This window comes from Azotobacter bryophylli (assembly GCF_042643485.1).
GTDB classification, from domain to species: domain Bacteria; phylum Pseudomonadota; class Gammaproteobacteria; order Pseudomonadales; family Pseudomonadaceae; genus Azotobacter; species Azotobacter bryophylli.
Genome location: NZ_JBHRSJ010000012.1, coordinates 333,686 through 354,678, shown reverse-complemented (window position 1 = coordinate 354,678; position 20,993 = coordinate 333,686). Strand labels below are relative to the sequence as shown.

The window sequence follows — 20,993 nt, the reverse complement described above, 5'->3', positions numbered from 1 at the left end:
CGTTGACTGGAGTCGTTATGGGTGATCGGCACGATTATGTCGCCCTGGAATGGGTCAAAGGCGAGATCGCGGAAACCCTGAAGCAGGCCCGACAGGCCCTGGAGGCCTATGTCGAGAATCCGCAGGACTCCTCGCGGATACGCTTCTGCCTGGCCTACGTGCACCAGGTCCACGGCACCCTGCAGATGGTCGAGTTCTATGGCGCCGCGCTGCTCGCCGAGGAGATGGAGCAGCTGGCGCAGGCGATGCTGGACGACCGCGTGGCCGACCGCAACGAGGCGCTGGAGGTGCTGATGCAGGCCATCCTGCAGCTGCCGGCGTACCTCGATCGGATCCAGAACGCCCGGCGCGACCTGCCGCTGGTGGTGCTGCCGCTGCTCAACGACCTGCGCGTCGCCCGCGGCGAGAGAATGCTCTCGGAAACCAGCCTGTTCGCCCCGGACCTGTCCCGTTGCCCGCCGCCGCTACCGGAGTCGGCGCTGGCCGCACTGCGCACCCCGGAGCTGCAGGCCATGCTGCGCAAGCTGCGGCAGATGCTGCAGCTGGCCATGGTTGGGATCTTCCGCGAACAGGACGTGCCCACCAACCTGGGCTACATGGTGCGGGTGTTCGCCCGTCTCGAGCAGCTGTGCAAGGGCGCCCCGCTGGAGCCCCTCTGGCAGATCGCCGGGGCCCTGGCCGAGGGGCTGGCCGACGGCAGCGTGGGCAACAGCAGCGCCCTGCGCGACCTGTTGCGCCAGGTCGAGAAGGAGCTCAAGCGGCTGGTCGATCACGGCATCGACGGCATCAACCAGGCGGCTCCCGAAGAGCTGCTGCGCAACCTGCTGTTCTATGTCGCCAAGGCCCCCACCGGAGGCCAGAGCCTGCAGGCGCTGAAGGAGCACTACCGGCTGGCCGAGTGGCTGCCGGACAGCAGCGTGGTGGACGAGGAGCGCGCGCGACTAGCCGGCCCGGACCGCGATGCCATGCGCTCGGTGGTCTCCGCCCTGTGCGAGGAACTGGTGCGCTGCAAGGACAGCCTCGACCTGTTCGTGCGCAGCGATCGTCGCCAGGTCGCCGAGCTGGAGGCCCTGCTGCCGCCGCTCAAGCAGGTTGCCGACACCCTGGGAATGCTCGGTTTCGGTCAGCCGCGCAAGATCATCCTCGACCAGTTCGAGACGGTGCGTGGCCTGTCCCTCGGCCAGCGCGAGCCGGACGATGCGGTGCTGATGGACGTCGCCGGAGCGCTGCTGTATGTCGAGGCTACCCTCGCTGGCATGGTCGGTAGCGCCGAGGAGCGCAGCCGCGAGGAGAACCTGCTGCCCACCACCGACGTGACGCAGATCCACCAACTGGTGATCAAGGAGGCGCGTACCGGTCTGGAACAGGCCAAGGACGCCATCATCGAGTTCATCGCCTCGCAGTGGAACCATGAGCACTTGGCCCGCGTGCCGGCGCTGCTGACCCAGGTGCGCGGCGGGCTGGCGATGATTCCGCTGGAGCGCGCGGCGGCGCTGATCGACGCCTGCAACCGCTATATCCAGGAACAGCTGCTGGTCGGCCGCGTGGTGCCTGACTGGCAGAGCCTGGACACCCTGGCCGACGCCATCACCGGGGTCGAATACTACCTCGAGCGCCTGACCGAGGATCACACCAGCCATGCCGGGCAGATCCTCGACGTGGCCGAGGAGAGCCTCGCCAGCCTCGGCTACCCGCTGACCGGCAAGCCTTCGATCCTCGATCGGGACGAGCCCTTCGGCCTGGAGCCGATTCCCGCCCCCGTGCCTGGCGCGGATCAGGCCGCTGCGCCGAACCCGCTCGTCGAGCCGGTCGAGGTGCCCGAGCCCGTCATCGCTCCGGCTCAGGATCAGCCGCTGGCGGCGCCTCCCGTCGAAGCCGAGGACGCCCCGCTGCCGGTGGCGGACGCCGACGAGGCCGGGGACGAACTGCTGGACTGGGACGGTGCCGATTTGGTGACGCTGGATCGGCCGGTCGGCGAGACAGAGGATTCGACCAGCGGGACTCCCGTCGAGGCGGCCCTGTCCCTCGCCGAGGTGATGGCCGCACCGGCCCCGGCGATCAATCCGCCGGCGGCGGAGGCCCCGCCGAGCCTGCTGCCGCCGCCGGCCGACGAGGAGCCAGTGGACGAGGATCTGCAGGAGGTCTTCATCGAGGAAGCCGCCGAGGTGCTGGAGACCATCGGCGAATACTTCCCGAAATGGTGCGCCGACACCGACGACAAGGAGGCGTTGACCGAGGTCCGCCGCGCCTTCCATACCCTCAAGGGCAGTGGCCGGATGGTCCGGGCGCTGATCATCGGCGAACTGGCCTGGTCCATCGAGAACATGCTCAACCGGGTGATCGACCGCAGCATCGAGCCGGGAGTGCTCGTGCAGCAGGTCATCGCCGAGGTGCTGGCGCTGCTGCCGGAGCTGGTCGAGGAGTTCGCCGCCAAGGCCCAGCGCCAGCGCGACGACGTCGACCGCCTGGCGGCCACCGCCCATGCCCTGGCCAAGGGCGAACTGCCCGCTGCCGGCATGGCATCCGAGGCCGAGCCGACCGCCGAGCCGGAGAGGGCCCCCGCGGAGGCTCCCGACGGGCAGTTGCTGGAAATCTTCCGCAACGAGGCCGTCACTCACCTGGAGACGCTGGACGAGTTCCTCGCCGGCTGCGACTGGGAATTGCCGCAGTCGGTCACCGACGGCCTGCAGCGCGCCCTGCACACCCTCAAGGGCAGCGCGCACATGGCCGGCATCCTGCCGATCGCGGAGATCGCCACGCCGCTGGAGAAGATGCTCAAGGAGTTCAAGACCAACCTGATCCCCATCGATCTGGCCGAGGTCGAGCTGCTGCGGCGCGCCGCAGAGCTGCTGCGTCAGGGGCTGGAGCAGCTCGACAGCCGGCCGCTGGCGCCGATCGAGGGCAGTGCGGCGCTCATCGCCGATGTGCAGCGCCTGCACCAGGAGCGCCTTGAGGTCGCGAAGAGCGCCTGGCAGGGCGACGACCGGCAGGCCCGCGACCCGCAGGTGATCGGCCGTTTCCTCGCCGAGGGCATGGACATCCTGCTCGATGTGGAGAACCTCCTGCAGGGCTGGCGGGCGCATCCGGGCGAGCGGCAGGAGCTCGGTCAACTGCTGGACGAGCTGAGTGCTCTGGGGCATGGCGCGCAGCTCGCCGAGCTGCCGCAGGTCGACGACCTGTGCCAGGGACTCATCGCGCTGTACGGCGCGGTTCAGGCCGATGGCCTGGCGGTCGACGAGCGCTTCTTCGAGGAGGCCGAAGCCGCCCACGAAGCCCTGATCGGCATGCTGGACCAGGTGGCGGCCGCCCTCCAGGTGACCGCCCGTCCCGAGCGCGTCGCCGCCTTGCAGGAGCTGCTCGAAACCTTGCGCAGCGCCCAGGCGCAGGCTCGCTTGCCTGTCGAGCTCCTGCCGGAACATCCCGAAGCCGAAGCCGAAGCCGAAGCCGAAGCCGAAGCCGAAGCCGAAGCCGAAGCCGAAGCCGAAGCCGAAGCCCAAAGCCTGCCCGGCCTGTACGAGTGGCTGCCGCCGGAGGAGACGGACGAAACGGAGTCGTGCTTCGAGCTGCTGCCGGAAGACGAACCGGCTTTCCCGCTGCAGGCGCTGGACGAGTGGTCCGTGCCATCACCGGAGGAATCTCTCACGCTACTGGCCGAGCCCGAGCCCGAGCCCGAGCCCGAGCCCGAGCCCGAGCCCGAGCCCGAGCCCGAGCCGAGCGAGGCGCCGCAGCCGGTGCCAGGCGCGGCTGCCGTCATGCCCGAACGGGACCCCGAACTGGTCGAGATCTTCCTCGAGGAGGGTTTCGACATTCTCGAGAGTGCCGGCAGCGCCCTGCAGCGCTGGGTCGAGGATGCCGCCGACCACGGCGCGCTCGAGGCCCTGCAGCGCGATCTGCACACCCTCAAGGGCGGTGCGCGGATGGCCGAGGTGGTCGAGGTCGGCGATCTGGCCCACGAGCTGGAATACCTCTACGAAGGTCTCTGCAACGGCCGGTTCAGCGCCGGCCCGGCGCTCTTCGGCCTGCTGCAGTCGTGCCACGACTGTCTCGCCGAGATGCTCGAGGCCGTGCACGATCGGCGTCCGCCGGTCGACGGAACGGCGCTGATCACCGCGATCCGCACTTGGCGCGCGCAGCCCGAGGGCGCGACCGACGACTCGGCGTTCGAGGCTCCGCTGCCGGTTGAGCCCGCGCCCGCGGCCGAGGCGCCTTCCCCGGCGCTCGCCGGGGGCGAGCCAGCGGCCGTCGAAGAGCCTGCGACGGAAGTCGTCCCGCGGATGCTGCCCGGCGGCTTGCTGCTGAACGCCAGCCAGGCGCCGCGTGCGGCGGTACCGCTGAAGGTGCTGCCGTTCGTCGAGCGGGCCGCCGAGGCGGCGCGTCAGGCCGCGGCCCAGCGCGCCCCGCAGGAAATGGCCAGGGTTCCGGCGGATCTCCTGGAGAACCTGGTCAACCTGGCCGGCGAGACTTCCATCTTCCGCGGCCGGGTCGAGCAGCAGGTGAGCGATATCGGCTTCACCCTGCACGAGATGGAGGCCACCATCGAGCGCGTCCGCGACCAGCTGCGCCGGCTCGACACCGAGACCCAGGCGCAGATTCTCAGCCGCTACCAGTCCGAGGCCGAACGCGCCGGCTACGAGGATTTCGACCCGCTGGAGATGGACCGCCACTCCCAGCTGCAGCAGCTCTCGCGGGCGCTGTTCGAATCGGCTTCCGACCTGCTCGATCTCAAGGAGACCCTGGCGGTCAAGACCCGCGATGCGGAAACCCTGCTGCTGCAGCAGGCGCGGGTCAATACCGAGCTGCAGGAGGGCCTGATGCGCACCCGCATGGTGCCCTTCGAGCGCCTGCTGCCGCGCCTGCGGCGCATCGTCCGGCAGGTCGCCGGCGAGCTGGGCAGGCAGGTGGAACTCAGCATCGACAACGCCGAGGGCGAGATGGACCGCGCCGTGCTGGAGCGCATCGTCGCGCCGCTCGAGCACATGCTGCGCAATGCCGTCGATCACGGCATCGAGCCGGCCGAGGTGCGCCGCGCGGCGGGCAAGCCGGAGCAGGGCAGCATCCGCCTGAGCCTGGTCCGCGAGGGCGGCGACATCCTGCTGACGCTGGCCGACGACGGCGCCGGCATCAACCTGGAGGCGGTCCGCCGCAAGGCCATCGAGCGCGGCCTGATGGAGGTCGACGCAGAGCTGTCCGATCACGAGGTGCTGCAGTTCATCCTCGAGGCCGGCTTCTCCACCGCGAGCAGGATCACGCAGATTTCCGGCCGCGGCGTCGGCATGGACGTGGTGCATTCGGAAGTGAAGCGCCTCGGCGGCTCCATGAGCATCGAGTCGACCCCGGGCGCGGGCACCCGCTTCCTGATCCGTCTGCCGTTCACCGTCTCGGTCAACCGGGCGCTGATGGTGCTCGCCGGCGAGGACCTCTATGCGCTTCCGCTGAACACCATCGAAGGCATCGTGCGTGTCCCGCCCCGGGATCTGGAGCTCTTCTACCAGCAGAGCGCCGCCGCGGCCGACGGCCAGGGCGAGATGCCGCACCTGGAGTACGCCGGCAAGACCTACGAGTTGCGTTATCTGGGCGAGATGCTGAACAACGGCCAGCAGCCCAAGCTGGTCGGGCAGAGCCTGCCGCTGCCGGTGATTCTGCTGCGCGCCGGCGAGCATGCGGTGGCGGTGCAGGTGGACGGCCTGGCCGGCTCCCGCGAGATCGTGGTGAAGAGCCTGGGCCCGCAGTTCGCCGTGGTGCCGGGTATCTCCGGCGCGACCATCCTCGGCGACGGCCGGGTGGTGGTGATCCTCGATCTGCTGGCGACCCTGCGCGAGCGCTTCCAGCAGAACGAGCGACAGTATCGACAGCGCGGGCCCGGACTGACCGCGGCCGAGGGTGGCGCCGAGCAGGAGCGGCCGCCGCTGGTCATGGTGGTGGATGACTCGGTCACCGTGCGCAAGGTCACCAGCCGTCTGCTCGAGCGCAACGGCATGGACGTGTTGACCGCCAAGGACGGGGTCGATGCCATCGCCCAGCTGCAGGAGCAGCGTCCGGACATCATGCTGCTGGACATCGAGATGCCGCGCATGGACGGCTTCGAGGTGGCCACCCTGGTGCGCCACGACGAGCGGCTCAAGGACCTGCCGATCATCATGATCACCTCGCGGACCGGCGAGAAGCACCGCGAGCGGGCACTGAGCCTGGGCGTCGACGAGTACCTGGGCAAGCCCTACCAGGAGCCCGTCCTGCTTGAGCGCATCCGGCAACTGGTCAAGGGAGTGACATCGAAATGAGCATTCGTATCGCGGTGATCGCCGATACCTCGCTGCAGCGCCACGTGCTGCAGCAGGCCCTGGTGGGCAACGGCTACGAGGTGATCCTCAATAGCGATCCGGGGCGCCTCGATGGCGAGGCCCTGGCGGCTTGCGAGGCGGATCTCTGGCTGGTCGATCTGGCCCAGCTGGGCGATTCGCCGTTGGTCGACCAACTGCTCGAGAGCAGCCGGGTGCCGGTGCTGTTCGGCCAGGGCCAGGCGCCGGAGCGGCATTCGGAGCATTACCCGCGCTGGGAGCGGCGACTGATCGGCAAGCTCAAGCGGCTCGCCGGCGATCCGACCCAGGCGATCGGGCCGAGCCTGGAGGCGCTGCTCGACCAGGGCGGGAGCCCGGCGCAGCTGACCCTGCCGGCTGCGCTGCAGGATATCCGCCCGGCCGAGGGCGAGGCGCCGAGGGAGATCTGGCTGCTGGCCGCCTCGCTGGGCGGTCCCGAGGCGGTCAAGGAGTTCCTCGACGCCCTGCCGTCGGGACTGCCGGTCGGCTTCGTCTACGCCCAGCACATCGATTCCGCGTTCGAGTCGGCCCTGCCCAAGGCGGTCGGCCGGCACAGCCTGTGGCAGGTCGTTCCCGCCCGCCAGGGCGAGCGGCTGCGCTGCGGCGAGGTGGTGGTGGCGCCGATCCGCCATGAGCTCGCCTTCGAGGCGGACGGCCAGCTGTGCATCCTCGACCGCCCCTGGCCCGAGCCCTACAGTCCGTCCATCGACCAACTGATGCTCAACCTGGCCCAGCAGTTCGGGCCTCGCTGCGGCATGATCGCCTTCAGCGGCATGGGCAGCGACGGCAGCGCCGCGGCCGCCTACTTCCGCCGTCAGGGCGGTGAGATCTGGACCCAGCGGGCCAACAGCTGCGCCTGCTCGAGCATGCCCGACAGCCTGCGCGAGGACGGTTACAGCCAGTTCAGCGGGGCGCCGCGCGAGCTGGCCGAGGCCCTGGTGCGGCGCCTGGCGGAAGCCTGCGCCGGGGACAACGAATGAGCCGCGTCGCCGCGTTCCCGCCAGCGGCGCCGCTGGCACGCGTTTATCAGGACTACCCATGAGCCAAGCCGAAGCCAAACCGAACAGCGTCGCCAGCCTGACCGGCCTGCTGCTGCCGCTGACCGACCGGACCCTGCTGCTGCCCAACGCGGCGGTGGCCGAACTGATTCCCTACCGGGGCGTGCAGAGCAACCCCGAGCTGCCGGCCTGGCTGGTCGGACTGGTCGCCTGGCGCGATCTGCGCCTGCCGCTGCTGTCCTTCGAGGCCGCCGCCGGCGGCAGCGCCCCGAAGCTCGGCACGACATCGCGGATCGCGGTGATCAACGCCATCGGCGGACGTCCCCAGGTGAAGTTCCTCGCCCTGCTGCTGCAGGGCATTCCGCGTTCGCTGAAGGTCGACAGCGGACTGCCGCGGGCCAACGCGCCGCTGGCGCCGCTGGAGCTGGCGGCGGTCGATCTGGGCGACGGCATCGCCAAGATCCCCGATCTGGAGGGGCTGGAGCAGAAGCTGGTGGACGCCGGGCTGATCTGAGGCCGTGAGGGCCCGTCCCTACAGATCCCCCCACAGCTGCTGGGCCACGCTCAGCGCCACCACCGGCGCGGTCTCCGTGCGCAGCACCCGCGGGCCGAGGCGGGCGGCCTGGAAGCCTGTAGCCCTGGCCTGATCGACTTCCTCCTCGTTCAGACCGCCTTCCGGGCCGATCAGGAACACCAGGGAAGCGGGACGGGCGTGGCTGACCAGGGGCTCCGCCAGCGGATGCAGGACCAGTTTCAGCTCCGCCTCGGTTCGTGCCAGCCAGTCGGCCAGGGCGAGCGGCGCATGGATGCGCGGCAGGACCGAGCGGCCGCATTGCTCGCAGGCGCTGATCGCGATCTGCCGCCAGTGGGTCAGGCGCTTGTCGCTGCGCTCGTCGGAGAGGCGTACCTCGCAGCGCGCGCTGACGATCGGGGTGATCTCCGCCACCCCCAGCTCGGTGGCCTTCTGAATCGCCCAGTCCATGCGCTCGCCGCGCGACAGGCCCTGGCCCAGGTGCACGCGCAGGGGCGATTCGGGCAGGCCGTCCAGCCGCTCGTGCAGTTCCACCCGCACGCTCTTCTTGCCCACCTCCACCAGCTCGCCGCGGAATTCGCCGCCGCTGCCGTCGAACAGCTGCACGGCATCGCCGGCGGCCAGGCGTAGCACCCGGCCGATGTAGTGGGCCTGGGCCTCCGGCAGATCGAGGTTGCCGAAGGCGAGAGGGGCGTCGATGAAGAAGCGGGACAGGCGCATCGGGATATCCGGTCGGCAGAAAACGGCCTGCAAGCTTAACCGCTGGCGCCGGTGCGCTGTAGTGGCTTGCAACGGGCGGCGAATCCTGCGAAAAACCGCGCCGGCCCGCGTTGGGCGGCTGAAGAGAGGATGGGTGTGGCGATGTTCGAGATCCGACCGTGGAATCCCGAGGAATACCGGGCGCAGACCCGCAAGAGCAGCCTGAGCGTGGTGGCGATCTTCGCCGCGCTGGGAATGGGGCTGTCGAGTTTGGCGGTGGGGCTGTTCGGCTCGCCGGGTGGCGACAACCTCCTCTACAACCTCGGCGGGGTGGCCGCCGGGGCGCTGGTCACCGCCGCGATCCTGCGCGGCTACCTGAGCCGGCAGCCGTGGATGGCGGCGGCGCTGTACGGCTGGCAGCTCAAGCGCAGCCTGATGGGCGTCACCAACATCATGCACTGCGTCGAGCAGGGCGTGGCCGCCGGCGACCCGCAGGCCATGCAGCTGCTGCGCTTCTACCACCTGGGCCTGACCCAGATGTACCAGCTCGACGGCAACTCCAGCGCCCTGAGCCAGATGGTCCCCGAGATCGACCGGCACAAGGCGGCGATGGAGGCGAAGGGGCTGGATACCGAGCAGACCCGCCTCTATCCCGGCTGGGCCGAAGAGGTGAAGAAGGCCTTCCCGGCGAAGAAAAAGTAGCGGTCTCAGCCCGGGTCGTGGAAGGCCGCCGGCGCACCGGCGGGCAGCGCCACGCTGAGGCTGGCGCGGGTGGCCAGGTCAATGCCCTCGCTGGCGACTTCGGCGAGGAAGTCGATCTCGCCCTCGGTGATGACGTAGGGCGGCAGGAAATACACCACGCTGCCCAGCGGGCGCAGCAGCGCGCCGCGGCTCAGCGCGTGCTGGTAGACGGCGAGGCCGCGGCGTTCCTGCCAGGGATAGGGCGTCTTGCTCGCCTTGTCCTTGACCATCTCGATGGCCAGGGCCATGCCGGTCTGACGCACCTCGGCGACGTGCGGATGGTCCCTGAGATGTTCGGTGGCGCTGGCCATCCGTGCGGCCAGCGCCTTGTTCTTCTCGATGACGTCGTCGCCTTCGAAGATGTCTAGAGTCGCCAGGGCGGCGGCGCAGGCCAGCGGGTTGCCGGTGTAGGTGTGCGAGTGGAGGAAGGCGCGCAGGGTGGCGTAGTCGTCGTAGAACGCCTGGTAGACCGTGTCGGTGGTCAGCACCGCGGCCATCGGCAGGTAGCCGCCGGTCAGCGCCTTGGACAGCACCAGGAAGTCCGGGGCGATGCCGGCCTGCTCGCAGGCGAACATCGTCCCGGTGCGGCCGAAGCCGACGGCGATCTCGTCGTGGATCAGGTGCACCCGGTAGCGGTCGCAGGCCTCGCGCAGCAGCTTGAGGTAGACCGGGTGGTACATGCGCATGCCGCCGGCGCCCTGGATCAGCGGCTCGACGATCACCGCGGCTATCTCCGCGTGGTGTTCGGCGAGGGTCTGCTCCATGTGGGCGAACATGGTCCGCGAGTGCTCCTCCCAGCTCACCCCTTCCGGACGCAGGTAGCAGTCGGGGCTGGGCACCTTGAAGGTGTCGAGCAGCAGCGGCTTGTAGGTTTCGGTGAAGAGCGCGACGTCGCCCACCGACATGGCTGCCACCGTCTCGCCGTGATAGCTGTTGGTCAGGGTGACGAAGCGTTTCTTGTCGCTCTGGCCGCAGTTGCGCCAGTAGTGGAAGCTCATCTTCAGCGCCACCTCGATGCCCGAGGAGCCGTTGTCGGCGTAGAACACCCGGGAAAGCCCGGGCGGGGTGATCGCCACCAGGCGCTCGGACAGCTCCACCGCCGGCTGGTGGGTGAAGCCGGCGAGCATCACGTGCTCGAGGCTCTCCAGCTGCTCGCGGATGCGGGCGTTGATCCGTGGGTTGGCGTGGCCGAACACGTTGACCCACCAGGAGCTGACCGCATCCAGGTAGCGTTTGCCGTCGAAGTCCTCCAGCCAGACGCCTTCGCCCCGGCGGATGGGGATCAGCGGCAGGCGTTCGTGATCCTTCATCTGGGTACAGGGATGCCAGAGCACGGCGAGGTCGCGCTGCATCCAGTCGGCGTTTTGGCTCATGGGGAACTCTCCGGAAAACGATGCGCGAAGCCTAGCAGATCGGGTCCGTTCATGGCTGGCTGCCAGCATTTCGCTAGCGTATTCTCCGCGCCGCACGCAGGGGGCTGCGTGGCATCGTGCATGGGAGAGACTAGATGTTCCGGGCTTGGTTAAGGGTATCCGCGCTGGTGGGCGTGGGGCTGTTCAGCGCGCTGGCGCTGGGCAAGGACAAACAGCCGACGGCGATCGTCGTCGGCGGCGGGCTGGCCGGCCTTTCGGCCGCCTATGAGCTGCAGCGCGACGGCTGGCAGGTCACCGTACTGGAGGCCGGGGCGACCCCCGGCGGGCGCTCGGGGTTGGCGTCCAGGGAATGGGTCGGCAACGCCAGCACGCAGCCGCTGCTCAACGGCTACCTCGAGCGCTTCGGGCTCAAGACCCAGCCGGCACCGGAGTCCGTGCGCAATCCGGGCTACCTGATCGAGGGCAAGTACTTCAGCGCGGCCGATCTGGCGCAGGCGCAGCCGGCCACCGCCGAGGGGCTGAAGCGTTTCGACAAGGCCCTCGACGAGCTGGCGGCGTCCATCGCCGACCCGCTGAATCCGGCGGCCGACCGCAAGCTGTTCGCCCTCGACCAGACCAACGTGGCGCGCTGGCTGGACGAGCTGAAGCTGCCGCCGACCGCGCGGTTGCTGGTGAATCAGCGTATCCGCACGCGCTACGACGAGCCCTCGCGCCTGTCGCTGCTCTACCTGTCCCAGCAGAGCCGGGTCTATCGCGGCCTCGCCGACGGCGACCTGCGCGCCGCCCGCCTGCCCGGCGGCAGCCGGAGCTTGGCCCAGGCCTTCGTCAAGCAGCTGAAGACGGTCAAGACCGGCGTGCGGGTCTCGGCCATCGCCCAGGACGCCAAGGGCGTCACGGTTAAGGCCGGAACGGAGGGCTACCAGGCCGACTACCTGGTGCTGGCCGTGCCGCTGCGCGCCCTGGAGCGCCTGCAGATCACCCCGGCCCTGCCGGAGCGCAACCGCGCGGCGCTGAAGGCCACCAGCTACGGCTGGCACGATCAGGTGTTGCTGAAGTTCAAGAGCCCGCTGTGGGACGGCAAGGCCGGCATGACCGGAGAGATCTTCAGCGACCAGGGGCTCGGCATGCTGTGGATCGAGCCGGCGCAGAAGGGGGCCACCCAGGTGCTGGTCAATCTGTCCGGCGACAACGCCCGGCTGCTGAAGTCGTTCGGCGACCGCCAGGTGGCCGACCAACTGCTGATCCGGCTGCACCAGTACTATCCCAAGGCCCGCGGCGCCTTCACCGGCTACGAAATCCGTCGCTACAGCGCCGATCCCGGGCTCGCCGGCGCCTACCTGGCCTACGGTCCGGGGCAGATCAGCCGCTTCTGGCGGGTGTGGGAGCAGCCGCTGCAGCGCGTGGCCTTCGCCGGCGAGCATACCGACGCGCTCTATCCGGGCACCCTGGAAGGCGCCCTGCGCAGCGGTCAGCGCGCCGCCCGGCAGCTGCACGACCTGCACGCAGGCCCGGCACCGCAGCCCGCGCAACCGGCCGCGCCGACCAAGACCGCCGGTGAGCCGGCCAAGGAAGCGGAGCCGGCCAAGCAAACCTTCTTCTCCCGCTTGTTCCGCTGAGCGCGAGCGGACTCCGGCCGCAGTGGCCGGAGTCCGGATTTCCCATCCCGCGGTCGAACCGACCGCTTTGCCAGCGATCGGATATTTCGATATTTCAAAGCGAAAAATTCCGCTTTTAATCGATATGTCAGACGTTAGTCTTTGTTAACAGCTTTCAAGGAACGTCGTACATGCAATGGCGTAACTCTTCCCTTCGTTTCGGTCTGGTCAGCGTCGTGTTGCACTGGCTGGTAGCACTGACGGTCTTCGGCATGTTCGGTCTCGGCCTGTGGATGCGCACCCTGGACTATTACAGCCCGTGGTACCGCACGGCCCCGGACATCCACAAGAGCGTCGGCATCCTGCTGCTGCTGGTGATGCTGCTGCGCCTGCTCTGGCGCTTCCTCAGCCCGCCGCCGGCGCCGCTGGCGAACCATGGCCCGCTGACCCGCCTGGGCAGCCGGGCCGGCCACGCCCTGCTGTACCTCGGCCTGTTCGCCCTGCTGGTCTCCGGCTACCTGATCTCCACGGCCGACGGCCGGCCGATCGAGGTGTTCGGCTGGTTCCAGGTGCCGGCGCTGATCACCGGCATTCCCGACCAAGAGGATCTGGCCGGCGAAATCCACGAATACCTGGCCTGGGGACTGGTCGGCCTCGCCGTCGTCCATGCCCTGGCCGCCCTGAAGCACCATTTCATCGACCGTGATGCGACCCTGCGGCGGATGCTCGGGCGCACACCCCGCTAGCTCCAAGGAGTAACCCATGTTGAAGAAAACCCTCGCGACCCTCGCGCTGGGCTCGGCCCTGCTGAGCGCCGGTCAGGCCATGGCCGCCGACTACGTGATCGACAAGAAGGGCCAGCACGCCTTCGTCAATTTCAAGATCAGCCACCTGGGCTACAGCTGGCTGTACGGCACCTTCAAGGACTTCGACGGCAGCTTCAGCTTCGACGATGCCAAGCCGGAAGCGAGCAAGGTGGCCGTGAATCTGAAGACCGCCAGCGTCGACTCCAACCACGCCGAGCGCGACAAGCACCTGCGCAGCGCGGACTTCCTCAACGTGGACAAGCACCCGACCGCTTCCTTCGAGTCCACCAAGGTGGTCTCCACCGGCCAGGGCACCGCCGACATCACCGGCAACCTGACCCTGAACGGCGTGACCAAGCCGGTGGTGATCGCCGCCCGCTTCATCGGCGAGGGCAAGGACCCGTGGGGCGGCTACCGTGCCGGTTTCGAAGGCACCACCACCCTGGCGCTGAAGGATTTCGGCATCGACAAGATGGATCTCGGCCCGGCCTCCCAGACCGTGGACCTGATCATCTCCGTGGAAGGCGTTCGCCAGTAGGCCGCGCCCGCCGGTGCGCCCGTTCGGGCGCACCTTCCCCCGGTCGGATTCCCGACTCCCAGGCCGTGCGAGAACGGGACAGGCCCCGGGCTCTGGACGGCCGCAAGCGGCTTCTGCAGACTCTGGCGGCTCATTCCGTCGGTCGATTCCCGTGAACGAATTCCTACTGCGTTACCGCTTCCGTCTGCTGTTGCTCGGCAGCGTCCTGCTGTGTCTGGTGCTGGGCTGGCCCGAGCCGCCGTTGTGGCTGAAGTGGGGCGCGCTGCTCGGCCTGCTGCTGGCCGGGATCAACACCCTGCGGCGCAAGCTCCTGCTGCGGCGGTTGGCGCTGCTGATCGGTTTGTTCAACCTCGCCCTGCTCGGTCTGGGCCAGCTGGTCGCCCTGCCGCGGGCGATGGGCGACGGCCTCGGTTCCATCGCCCTGTACATCCTGCTCGGCGCCACCCTGTTCCGCCGCGTCACCAGCGAGCGGCCGGTCACCGGCGAGCTGGTCTACGGGCTCTGCGCGCTCTACCTGCAGATCGCCCTGGCCTTCGCCTTCGCCTACCAGCTGGTCAGCGCCCTGGAGCCGGGCGCCCTGCGCGGGCCGGCCGGTCCGCTGATGCTGGACGATTTCGTCTATTACAGCCTGGCCACCCTGACCACCGTCGGTTACGGCGACATCCACGCCATCGCGCCGGCGGCGCGTCTGCTGGCCGGCACCGAGGCGGTGGTCGGGGTGATGTTCATCGCCTTGGCCGTGGCCCGCTGCGTGGCCCTGATGCAGGACGAGAACAGCAGTGGGGAGGATGTCTAGGCGGGCGAGCGAATCGTCGTCGGCTTCGGAAAGCCCGTCGCACAAAGCAAAACGCCGCCCAAGGGGGCGGCGTTTCGTTTCGGCGGCTGGGCCTTACTTGTTACGGGTCAGCAGCGCCGGCTTCTCGGTTTGGCCGCGGCCTTCCTTCTCCAGCTGTTCCAGCTGCTCGGCGGTGGGCAGGCGCTCGCTGCGCGAAGGCTTGTGCAGGATCAGCGGCTGGCTGGTGCGGCCGCTACGTACCGCCGGCTCGCGCAGAGGCGGCTCGTGCAGCGGGGCGCGCGCCGGATTGTCGCGTTGCCCGCGGTTCTTGCCGGGGGTGCCGTTCTGGCGGCCGCTGGCCGGCTTGCCGGCGTTGCTGCGCGGTCCCGCCTGGTTGCTCTTGCCGCCGGGGCGGCGACCGCCATTGCCCGGCTTCTTGTTCTGGTAGGGGCTGACGTACTCGACGCTGTTGCCGAAGTTGTCGTATTCGTCGTCGAGGAAGGCCTCCGGATCGCGGTCCGCTCGGGTCGGCATGGGCAGTTCGCCGGGCGCCAGCTGGATCACCGGCGGCTTGCTGCGGCCCTGGCGGCCCTGCTCCTGACCGTCGCGACGCTGGCGCTGCTTGTCGCCGCCGTGCGCCGGGCGCTCGCCGCGGGCGTTCCTGGGCTTGTCGGCCTTGCCCGGCTTCGTCGGCTCTTCGCCCTTCTCGCTTTTGGCATGGCGTTCGCCGCGCGGCTGACGCTCCTTGCGCTCGCTGGGCAAATCCTTGCGGCCGCGGCCCTGGGGCTGGCGCGGCGGGCGTTCGCCGCTTTCGGCCGGGCTGGCCTCGACCACCTGGCTGGGGTCGAAGCCCATCCAGTCGCCGTCCGGGATGCGTTGCTTGGTCAGCCGCTCGATGGCCTTGAGCAGTTTCTCCTCGTCGGGGGCGACCAGCGAGATCGCCTCGCCGCTGCGCCCGGCACGGCCGGTGCGGCCGATGCGGTGGACGTAGTCCTCCTCGACGTTGGGCAGCTCGTAGTTGACCACGTGGGGCAGCTGGTCGATGTCCAGGCCGCGGGCGGCGATGTCGGTGGCGACCATGACGCGGATGGCGTTGGCCTTGAAGTCGGCCAGGGCCTTGGTGCGGGCGTTCTGGCTCTTGTTGCCGTGGATCGCCGCGGCCGGCAGGCCGTGCTTGTCCAGGTATTCGGCGAGGCGGTTGGCGCCGTGCTTGGTGCGGGTGAACACCAGCACCTGCTCCCAGGCGCCCTGGGTGATCAGGTGGGCGAGCAGGGCGCGCTTATGGCTCGCCTGCAGGCGGAAGATGCGCTGTTCGATGCGCTCCACCGTGGTGTTCGGCGGGGTGACCTCGATGCGCTCCGGGTTGTGCAGCAGCTTGGCGGCGAGGTCGGTGATGTCCTTGGAGAAGGTCGCCGAGAACAGCAGGTTCTGGCGTTGCGCCGGAAGTCTGGCGAGGACCTTCTTGACGTCGTGGATGAAGCCCATGTCGAGCATGCGGTCGGCTTCGTCGAGGACCAGGATCTCCACGCGGGACAGGTCGACGCTGTTCTGGCCGGCCAGGTCGAGCAGGCGGCCGGGACAGGCGACCAGCACGTCGACGCCCTTGGCCAGGGCCTGGACCTGCGGGTTCAGGCCGACGCCGCCGAAGATGCAGGCGCTGACCAGCGGCAGATCGCGGGCGTAGAGCTTGAAGCTGTCGTGCACTTGGGCCGCCAGCTCGCGGGTCGGTGTCAGTACCAGCACGCGCGGCTGGCGCGGGCCGTGGCGATGTTCCTGATCGGGGCGGCCGCCGGGGAAGAGCAGCTCGAGCACGGGGAGGGCGAAACCGCCGGTCTTGCCGGTGCCGGTCTGGGCGGCAACCATCAAATCGCGACCCTGCAACACGGCGGGGATGGCCCGCTGTTGCACGGGAGTGGGCTGGGCGTAGCCGGCGGCCTCGACGGCGCGGACTAAAGCCTCGGAGAGCCCGAGGGAAGCAAAGGACATGGGAAATCCTGTCTAGTTAGGGCGGGAGCCCGAGGGAACGATCGTGCCGGGCGTGAGTCGCGTCGAGTGCGCGACCCCGACCGGTCTTTCAGGGCCACGGGAGGGCCGAGAAGCCGGGCGCAAGCCTGGCGGAAGCTGGGAGTATATCAGAGCTTGACGCCTGCGCAGGTCTACTACGGCGTAACGGTGATTTGACGACAATTTCATGAATCGGCCAGGGGCGCCGGCCAGGGCTTGTCGGCCGATGTGTTCCGTGGCTTTCCCCCAGGCGGGAAAAAGCCCTTCCCGGCGAGCCGGGAAGGGCGCGGTCCTGCCTTCAGCGCGGCAACTGGAGGTTGTTCCAGATCGCCAGGCTGGGCTCGGCCTGGTTCAGGGTGTAGAAGTGCAGGCCCGGCGCGCCGCCGGCCAGCAGGCGCTCGCACAGCTCGGTCACCACCTGCTCGCCGAAGGCCTGGATGCTCTCCAGGTCGTCGCCGTAGGCTTCCAGCTGCTTGCGCACCCAGCGCGGCAGCTCCGCGCCGCAGGCGTCGGAGAAACGCGCCAGCTTGCTGTAATTGGTGATCGGCATGATGCCGGGAACGATCGGCTGGTCCACGCCCAGCTTGCGTACCCGTTCTACGAAGTGGAAATAGCTGTCCGCGTTGAAGAAGTACTGGGTGATGGCGCTGTCGGCGCCGGCCTTCATCTTGGCGGCGAAATGGGCGAGATCGTGCTCGAAACTGCGTGCCTGCGGATGCATCTCCGGGTAGGCGGCGACTTCGATGTGGAAATGCCCGCCGGTTTCGCTGCGGATGAACTCGACCAGGTCGCTGGCGTGACGCAGCTCGCCGTTGGCCAGGCCCATGCCCGAGGGCAGGTCGCCGCGCAGGGCGACGATGCGGCGGATGCCGGCGTCCTTGTAGGTGCTCAGCAGTTGGCGCAGCTCGGCCTTGCTGTCGCCGACGCAGGACAGGTGCGGCGCGGTCGGCACCTTCACCTCACCGTCGAGCTGCAGCACGGTGTTCAGCGTGCGGTCGCGGGTCGAGCCGCCGGCGCCGTAGGTGCAGGAGAAGAAGTCGGGGCGGTAGCCGGCCAACTGGCGGGCCACATTCATCAGTTTTTCGTGGCCGGCTTCGGTCTTGGTCGGGAAGAACTCGAAGCTGTAGCGGCGTTCTTGGGACATGGAATGGGTCCTTGAGGGCGTAGGGAGGGTTAGCCGCGACGCGGCGTAACCCGCCGGGGATGCCGGCAGGCATCCCCATTGCCGGCCTGATGGCCGGTCGGTGGGTTACGGCCGGCGCCCTAACCCATCCTACGATCAGTAACGATAGCTATCCGGCTTGAACGGGCCTTCCACGGCGACGCCGATGTACTCGGCCTGCTGACCGGTCAGGCGGGTGACCACGCCACCGAAGCCCTTGACCATCTCCAGCGCCACTTCCTCGTCGAGCTTCTTCGGCAGCACTTCCACGCTGATTCGCGCGGCCTTCTCGGCAGCCGGCAGGTCGGCGAACCCGGCGCCGAACAGGTGGATCTGCGCCAGCACCTGGTTGGCGAAGGAGCCGTCCATGACCCGGCTCGGGTGGCCGGTGGCGTTGCCCAGGTTCACCAGGCGGCCCTCGGCGAGCAGGATCAGGTAGTCGTCGTTGAGCGGATCGAAGCCGTCCTTGCCGGTGCGGTGGATCTTGTGCACCTGCGGCTTGACCTCTTCCCAGGCCCAGTTGGCGCGCATGAAGGCGGTGTCGATCTCGCTGTCGAAGTGGCCGATGTTGCAGACCACGGCGCGCTTCTTCAGCGCCTTGAGCATGTTGGCGTCGCAGACGTTGACGTTGCCGGTGGTGGTGACGATCAGGTCGATCTTGCCCAGCAGCGCGCGGTCGATGCAGGCCTCGCTGCCGTCGTTGACGCCGTCGAGGTACGGGGAGACCACCTCGAAGCCGTCCATGCAGGCCTGCATGGCGCAGATCGGGTCGACTTCGCTGACCTTGACGATCATGCCTTCCTGGCGCAGCGACTGCGCCGAGCCCTTGCCCACGTCGCCGTAGCCGATCACCAGCGCCTGCTTGCCGGACAGCAGGTGGTCGGTGCCGCGCTTGATGGCGTCGTTGAGGCTGTGGCGGCAGCCGTACTTGTTGTCGTTCTTGCTCTTGGTCACCGAGTCGTTGACGTTGATCGCCGGGACCTTGAGGGTGCCGGCCTTGAGCATGTCGTACAGACGGTGCACTCCGGTGGTGGTTTCCTCGGTGATGCCGTGGACCTTCTCCAGCATCTGCGGGTATTTCTGGTGCAGGATCGCGGTCAGGTCGCCGCCGTCGTCCAGCACCATGTTGGCGTCCCACGGCTGGCCGTCCTTGAGGATGGTCTGCTCGATGCACCACTCGTACTCGGCTTCGGTCTCGCCCTTCCAGGCGAACACCGGGATGCCGGCGGCGGCGATGGCGGCGGCGGCCTGGTCCTGGGTGGAGAAGATGTTGCAGGACGACCAGCGCACTTCGGCGCCGAGGGCGACCAGGGTCTCGATCAGCACCGCGGTCTGGATGGTCATGTGGATGCAGCCGAGGATCTTGGCGCCGGCCAGCGGTTGTTCCGCGGCGTACTTGCGGCGCAGGCCCATCAGTGCCGGCATCTCGGATTCGGCGATGATGATTTCCTTGCGGCCCCAGTCGGCCAGGGAAATGTCGGCGACCTTGTAATCGGTGAAAGCGGCAGGCGTCATGACAGCGCTCATTGAAGAGTGTCTCCATTCGTAGTGTGTGCGAATGGGCGCCGTTGATGCGTTGACAGGAGCCGCGGAGCAGCCCCTGGGTTCACGCCCCGATCGAGCCTGACAGGTGGATACCTGCTGCAGCGCCCCTCGAGCGGGTGGCGGGCACGGCCGAGCGGAGTCGGCCGCGAAAATTCCGGCGATTATAGCCGCCTCCGCCGGCGAGCCCAAGTGGGGTTGTTCGTCTGCCTGGCCGACCCAGCCGTTGCGGGTTGGTTATGGCGGGCGCAGGGAGGATAATCACGGCCTTTCGCTAGCAACCCGTGTGACTTATGAACCTCAAACCGTTTTTGCTGGGCATCGCCACACTCGCCCTGGTCGCCTGTAACGGGGTGGACCCCAACTCGCCGCTGGGCAAGCGCCAGGCGATCTTCAAACAGATGCTGCACACCAGCGAGGATCTCGGTGGCATGCTGCGCGGCCGGCTGGTCTTCGACGAGCAGCGCTTCGTCGACGGTGCGGTCAAGCTCGACCAGTTGTCCCACGAGCCCTGGCAGCACTTCCCGCAGGTCAAGGAAAAGGACGACACCAGCGCCCGCGACGAGGTCTGGCAGCGTCAGGAGCGCTTCCAGCAGCTGGCTCGCGAACTGGAGCAGAACACCGCGGCCCTGGTCGCCGCGACCGCCAACCGCCCGCTCGATCCCAGGGTCCTGGAGCCGCAGGTGAAGCGCGTGGAGGACTCCTGCGAGAGCTGCCACCACGAGTTCCGCGCCTACTGAGCCTTGCGGGGGCGAGTCGCCTCGCCCCCTGAAGGCCGCTCAGGCGTGGCCTAGCGTGCTCTTGGCCGCCTGCAGGGCGGCGCGGGCCCAGGCCCGGGCGCCGAGCCGGGCCTGGCGCCGGTCGTTGGGGATCTCGATGCTCACCGGCAGATCCTCCGGCAGGTTGCGCCAGATGCCCGGCAGGTCGATGGCGCCTTCGCCCGGCAGCAGCCGTTCGCCGCGGGCGGCCTGGCGCAGTCCCTCGCGGTTGTCCGGGCGTTCGGCCGGGCCGTCGCAGAGCTGCGCGTAGTGCAGCCATTGCCGGGGAATCCGCCGCAACTGCGCGGGATCGCCGGCCGAGCTGTCGAAGTTCAGGGCGTCGACCAGGATGCCGCCGTTGTTCCGGTCGGCCCGGCTGACGATGCGCAGGGCGCTGTCCAGGTCGGGCACCGCGGTCCAGGGCATGAACTCCAGGTCGGCGCTGAGGCCGTAGGGACGCAGGGCGTCGCAGAGCCGGGCGTAATGCTCGACCAGCCGCTCTTCCTCGGGATCGTCGCCGACCACCAGCACCGCCTTGGCGCCCAGTTGCGCGCCGACCTCGAAGAAGGCCCGGTAGTCCGCCGGATCGAATGCCGGGCCCAGGCGGATCAGCTCCAGATCGAAGATCTTCACCCCCGTATCCTTCATCCAGGCCAGGGTTTCGCGCAGCATGGCCCGATCCTCCATCAGCGGGTAGGCGACGCCGCCGGGGGCCGCCGGCAGCAGGCGCACGCCGACCTGGTCGTAGCCGGCGCCGGCCGCCAGCTCGACCATCTGCGGCGGGTTCAGGTGCAGGGCGGTCAACTGGGCGAGCGAGTAGCTTGGCTTCATCTGCGGGTTCTCCTTGTTGTTATGCGTGGCAGATCACTGGCCTCGGGCAAGACCCCGTCCGCCTGCGGGGCGGGACAGGGGAAGCGGATCTAGGCGCCGCCGACGCCCTCGATCACCCGACCGCTGCCGCCGCATTCCGGGCAGGGCTTGCCGTCGGTCAGGCCGCTGCCCTTGCAGGCCCGGCAGATCTGCTCGCCGGTGCCGGGCGTGCCGGGTGGCGCCTGATCGCCCGGGTTCAGGGGCGGTTCGGGATGCTGGATATCGCTCATGTTCGCCTCGCCGTTCGCTGGGGGATGCCAGGGTCAGACTGCGCGATCCGCGAGGA

At 68.9% G+C, this 20,993-nt stretch carries 15 protein-coding genes, 1 pseudogene and 1 riboswitch; of the genes and pseudogenes, 9 read left to right on the top strand and 7 right to left on the bottom strand.

Annotated elements, in window-relative coordinates:
- The first annotated feature begins 17 nt into the window (after positions 1–17).
- Genes ACFOJE_RS07760 through ACFOJE_RS07750 form a run of 3 tightly spaced genes read left to right on the top strand, consistent with a single transcriptional unit; the run spans position 18 to position 7,826 of the window.
- Positions 18–6,278: a hybrid sensor histidine kinase/response regulator gene (locus tag ACFOJE_RS07760; RefSeq protein ID WP_377813734.1), complete on the top strand. Its 6,261-nt coding sequence runs from the start codon at positions 18–20 to the stop codon at positions 6,276–6,278.
- Positions 6,275–7,294, top strand: coding sequence for a chemotaxis protein CheB (locus tag ACFOJE_RS07755; protein WP_377813733.1), 1,020 nt, complete (start codon positions 6,275–6,277; stop codon positions 7,292–7,294). The genes ACFOJE_RS07760 and ACFOJE_RS07755 overlap by 4 nt, the downstream gene beginning before the upstream one ends.
- A gap of 58 nt (positions 7,295–7,352) precedes the next feature.
- A complete protein-coding gene (locus ACFOJE_RS07750; RefSeq protein WP_377813732.1) occupies positions 7,353–7,826 on the top strand; it encodes a chemotaxis protein CheW in 474 nt (157 codons plus the stop codon).
- An 18-nt stretch (positions 7,827–7,844) separates the two neighbouring features.
- Here the strand turns inward: ACFOJE_RS07750 and ACFOJE_RS07745 are convergent, their stop codons facing one another.
- Positions 7,845–8,564, bottom strand: coding sequence for a 16S rRNA (uracil(1498)-N(3))-methyltransferase (locus ACFOJE_RS07745; protein ID WP_377813731.1), 720 nt, complete (start codon positions 8,562–8,564; stop codon positions 7,845–7,847).
- A gap of 141 nt (positions 8,565–8,705) precedes the next feature.
- Between ACFOJE_RS07745 and ACFOJE_RS07740 the strand changes: the two genes are divergently transcribed.
- Positions 8,706–9,245 carry a DUF3087 family protein gene (locus tag ACFOJE_RS07740; protein WP_377813730.1) on the top strand — a complete coding sequence of 180 codons (540 nt, stop codon included), beginning with the start codon at positions 8,706–8,708 and terminating at the stop codon, positions 9,243–9,245.
- 5 nt (positions 9,246–9,250) lie between these two features.
- On the opposite strand, the gene ACFOJE_RS07735 is transcribed toward ACFOJE_RS07740, so the two are convergent.
- On the bottom strand, positions 9,251–10,657 hold the full coding sequence (locus ACFOJE_RS07735; protein WP_377813729.1) for an adenosylmethionine--8-amino-7-oxononanoate transaminase: 1,407 nt from the start codon (positions 10,655–10,657) through the stop codon (positions 9,251–9,253).
- A 134-nt stretch (positions 10,658–10,791) separates the two neighbouring features.
- Here ACFOJE_RS07735 and ACFOJE_RS07730 point away from each other — a divergent pair.
- The 4 genes and pseudogenes from ACFOJE_RS07730 to ACFOJE_RS07715 all read left to right on the top strand — a co-directional run.
- Positions 10,792–12,267 (top strand): annotated as a pseudogene (locus tag ACFOJE_RS07730) (flavin monoamine oxidase family protein); the annotation flags it as partial.
- Between the two features lie 176 nt (positions 12,268–12,443).
- Complete coding sequence (locus tag ACFOJE_RS07725; protein ID WP_377813728.1) at positions 12,444–12,998, top strand: cytochrome b; 555 nt, start codon at positions 12,444–12,446, stop codon at positions 12,996–12,998.
- Between the two features lie 16 nt (positions 12,999–13,014).
- A complete protein-coding gene (locus ACFOJE_RS07720) occupies positions 13,015–13,596 on the top strand; it encodes a YceI family protein (protein ID WP_377813727.1) in 582 nt (193 codons plus the stop codon).
- Between the two features lie 151 nt (positions 13,597–13,747).
- Positions 13,748–14,392, top strand: coding sequence for a potassium channel family protein (locus ACFOJE_RS07715; protein ID WP_377813726.1), 645 nt, complete (start codon positions 13,748–13,750; stop codon positions 14,390–14,392).
- 93 nt (positions 14,393–14,485) lie between these two features.
- Here the strand turns inward: ACFOJE_RS07715 and ACFOJE_RS07710 are convergent, their stop codons facing one another.
- The 3 genes from ACFOJE_RS07710 to ahcY all read right to left on the bottom strand — a co-directional run bounded on the left by ACFOJE_RS07710 (position 14,486) and on the right by ahcY (position 19,064).
- Positions 14,486–16,357: a DEAD/DEAH box helicase gene (locus ACFOJE_RS07710; RefSeq protein WP_377813725.1), complete on the bottom strand. Its 1,872-nt coding sequence runs from the start codon at positions 16,355–16,357 to the stop codon at positions 14,486–14,488.
- Between the two features lie 316 nt (positions 16,358–16,673).
- Positions 16,674–17,519 (bottom strand): methylenetetrahydrofolate reductase [NAD(P)H], encoded by an 846-nt coding sequence (gene metF, locus ACFOJE_RS07705; protein WP_377813724.1) that lies wholly within the window; start codon positions 17,517–17,519, stop codon positions 16,674–16,676.
- Positions 17,520–17,654: 135 nt separating this feature from the next.
- Positions 17,655–19,064 (bottom strand): adenosylhomocysteinase, encoded by a 1,410-nt coding sequence (ahcY, locus tag ACFOJE_RS07700; RefSeq protein ID WP_377813723.1) that lies wholly within the window; start codon positions 19,062–19,064, stop codon positions 17,655–17,657.
- 26 nt (positions 19,065–19,090) lie between these two features.
- Positions 19,091–19,198: riboswitch (S-adenosyl-L-homocysteine riboswitch) on the bottom strand.
- Positions 19,199–19,372: 174 nt separating this feature from the next.
- On the opposite strand from ahcY, the gene ACFOJE_RS07695 reads away from it, so the two are divergent.
- Positions 19,373–19,819: a c-type cytochrome gene (locus ACFOJE_RS07695; RefSeq protein WP_377813722.1), complete on the top strand. Its 447-nt coding sequence runs from the start codon at positions 19,373–19,375 to the stop codon at positions 19,817–19,819.
- Positions 19,820–19,858: 39 nt separating this feature from the next.
- Here the strand turns inward: ACFOJE_RS07695 and ACFOJE_RS07690 are convergent, their stop codons facing one another.
- Positions 19,859–20,668 carry a sugar phosphate isomerase/epimerase family protein gene (locus ACFOJE_RS07690; RefSeq protein ID WP_377813721.1) on the bottom strand — a complete coding sequence of 270 codons (810 nt, stop codon included), beginning with the start codon at positions 20,666–20,668 and terminating at the stop codon, positions 19,859–19,861.
- A gap of 89 nt (positions 20,669–20,757) precedes the next feature.
- Positions 20,758–20,937, bottom strand: a complete 180-nt coding sequence (locus ACFOJE_RS07685; protein ID WP_377813720.1) for a hypothetical protein — start codon at positions 20,935–20,937, stop codon at positions 20,758–20,760.
- Positions 20,938–20,993: the final 56 nt, after the last annotated feature.